Origin of the sequence: Stenotrophomonas sp. HMWF003 (assembly GCF_003061285.1) — a bacterium.
GTDB lineage: Bacteria > Pseudomonadota > Gammaproteobacteria > Xanthomonadales > Xanthomonadaceae > Stenotrophomonas > Stenotrophomonas maltophilia_AP.
Window position 1 is genome coordinate 1 of the sequence record NZ_QAIW01000218.1, and the last position, 2,343, is coordinate 2,343.

The window sequence follows — 2,343 nt, forward strand, 5'->3', positions numbered from 1 at the left end:
CTTCCGTACGCAAGCGTATCGACATGTCGCCAGCCGCCGAATCCCCCGCCTACCCCCACCTGTTCGCCCCGCTGGACCTGGGCTTCACCCAGCTGCGCAACCGCGTCCTGATGGGTTCCATGCACACCGGCCTGGAGGACCGCGCGCGCGACTTCCCGCGCCTGGCCGCCTATTTCGCCGAGCGCGCGGCCGGTGGGGTCGGCCTGATCGTGACCGGCGGCTTCGCACCGAACGTGGTCGGCTGGCTCAAGCCGTTCGGCGGCAAGCTGTCGTGGCCGTGGGAGGTCCGCCCGCACCGCCAGGTGACCGCCGCGGTGCACGACAACGGCGGCAAGATCTGCCTGCAGCTGCTGCACGCCGGGCGCTATGCCTACCACCCCCTGTCGGTGGCCCCCAGCAAGCTGAAAGCGCCGATCAATCCGTTCACCCCGCGCGCGTTGAGCGCTGGCGGCGTTGACCGCCATATCGCCGATTACGCGCGCAGTGCGCGGCTGGCCCGCGAGGCCGGTTACGACGGCGTTGAAGTGATGGGCTCGGAAGGCTATCTGATCAACGAATTCATCGCCCCGCGCACCAACACGCGCACCGACCGCTGGGGCGGCGACGCGGCCCAGCGCATGCGCTTCGCGGTGGAGATCGTGCGCCGCATCCGCGAGGCCTGCGGTCCGGACTTCATCATCATCTACCGGCTGTCGCTGGTGGACCTGGTCGACGGCGGCAGCAACTGGGATGAAATCGTGCAGCAGGCCAAGGCCATCGAGGCGGCCGGCGCGACCTTGATCAATGCCGGTATCGGCTGGCACGAAGCACGCATCCCCACCATCGCCACCTCGGTGCCGCGCGCGGCCTTCGCCGGGGTCACCGCCAAGCTCAAGCCGCATGTGCAGCTGCCGGTGATCGCCACCAACCGGATCAATATGCCCGACGTGGCCGAACGCATCCTGGCCAGCGGCGGCGCGGACATGGTGTCGCTGGCGCGGCCGCTGCTGGCCGATCCGGAATGGGCCAACAAGGCCCGCACCGGTCGCCCCGAATCGATCAACACCTGCATTGCCTGCAACCAGGCCTGCCTGGACCACGTGTTCGAGAACAAGACCGCCAGCTGCCTGGTCAACCCGCGCGCCGTGCACGAAACCGAGCTGGTGTACCGGCCGGTCACCGCTGCCAGGCGCGTGGCCGTGGTCGGCGCGGGCCCGGCCGGGCTGGCCTGCGCCACGGTGGCCGCCGAACGCGGCCACCACGTGACCCTGTTCGACGCCGGCAGCGAGATCGGCGGCCAGTTCAACGTGGCCAAGCGCATTCCGGGCAAGGAAGAATTCCACGAGACCCTGCGCTACTTCCGCTACAAACTCGAGCAGACCCGGGTCGAGGTGAAGCTGGACACCGTGGCCGATGTCGCCACGCTGGCCGGCTTCGACGAGGTGGTGGTGGCCACCGGCATCACCCCGCGCCGGGTCGACTTCCCCGGTGCCGACCACCCCAAGGTGGTCAACTACCTGGACGTGCTGCTGGGCCGGGTCCAGGCCGGCGCGCAGGTGGCGATCATCGGTGCCGGCGGGATCGGCTTCGATGTCGGCGAGTTCCTGGTCCACGAGGGCCCCTCCAGCGCGCTCGATCCCGCCCGCTGGATGGCCGAATGGGGCGTGGACCCCAGCTTCGAAGCCCGCGGTGCACTGGCAACGCCCGCGCCCGAGGCGCCGGCGCGCAAGGTCTGGCTGCTGCAGCGCAGTCCGGGCAAGCCCGGCGCGCGCCTGGGCAAGACCACCGGCTGGATCCACCGCGCCACGCTCAAGGCCAAGGGCGTGACGATGCTGGGTGGCGTGGAGTACCTGGGCGTGGACGACACCGGCCTGCGGGTGCGCATCGAGGGACAGGAACAGACCCTGCCGGTGGATCACGTGGTGGTCTGCGCTGGCCAGGAACCGCGCCGCGATCTGCACGCCGCGCTGCAGGCGGCCGGGGTCAACACGCACCTGATCGGCGGCGCCGACGTGGCCGCCGAACTGGATGCCAAGCGCGCCATCCACCAGGGCAGCCACCTCGCCGCGCAGCTCTGAAACGGGTCGTTGGCGACCTGAATACGGGCCCGGAAGCACATTCCGGCCCGCCCTCCGAACCTGAATGTCAAGCTTTCGGGTTCAGGATGCATTGGGAAATGGCCCCCTATCGTGCGCCAACTTTCCCGCTCACCACCCAGTTCGAGTGAGCGCGCGGATCCCACGTCCTGTTCGGGTCCGCCCCCGGGCGACCCCGATGGTCGCCTCCCCATGACGCCAAGTCGTACCCCCGCCCCGTCCGCATGATCGGATGGACCAGCCAGGTGCGGCCTACACGGAGCAAGGA

Annotated in this window: 1 protein-coding gene; it reads left to right on the forward strand. The window is 69.8% G+C overall.

The window, feature by feature from the left end; translation table 11 throughout:
- Positions 1-23 precede the first annotated feature (23 nt).
- Complete coding sequence (locus DBR34_RS08845; protein WP_128096522.1) at positions 24-2,057, forward strand: NADPH-dependent 2,4-dienoyl-CoA reductase; 2,034 nt, start codon at positions 24-26, stop codon at positions 2,055-2,057.
- The last annotated feature ends 286 nt before the right edge of the window (positions 2,058-2,343 follow it).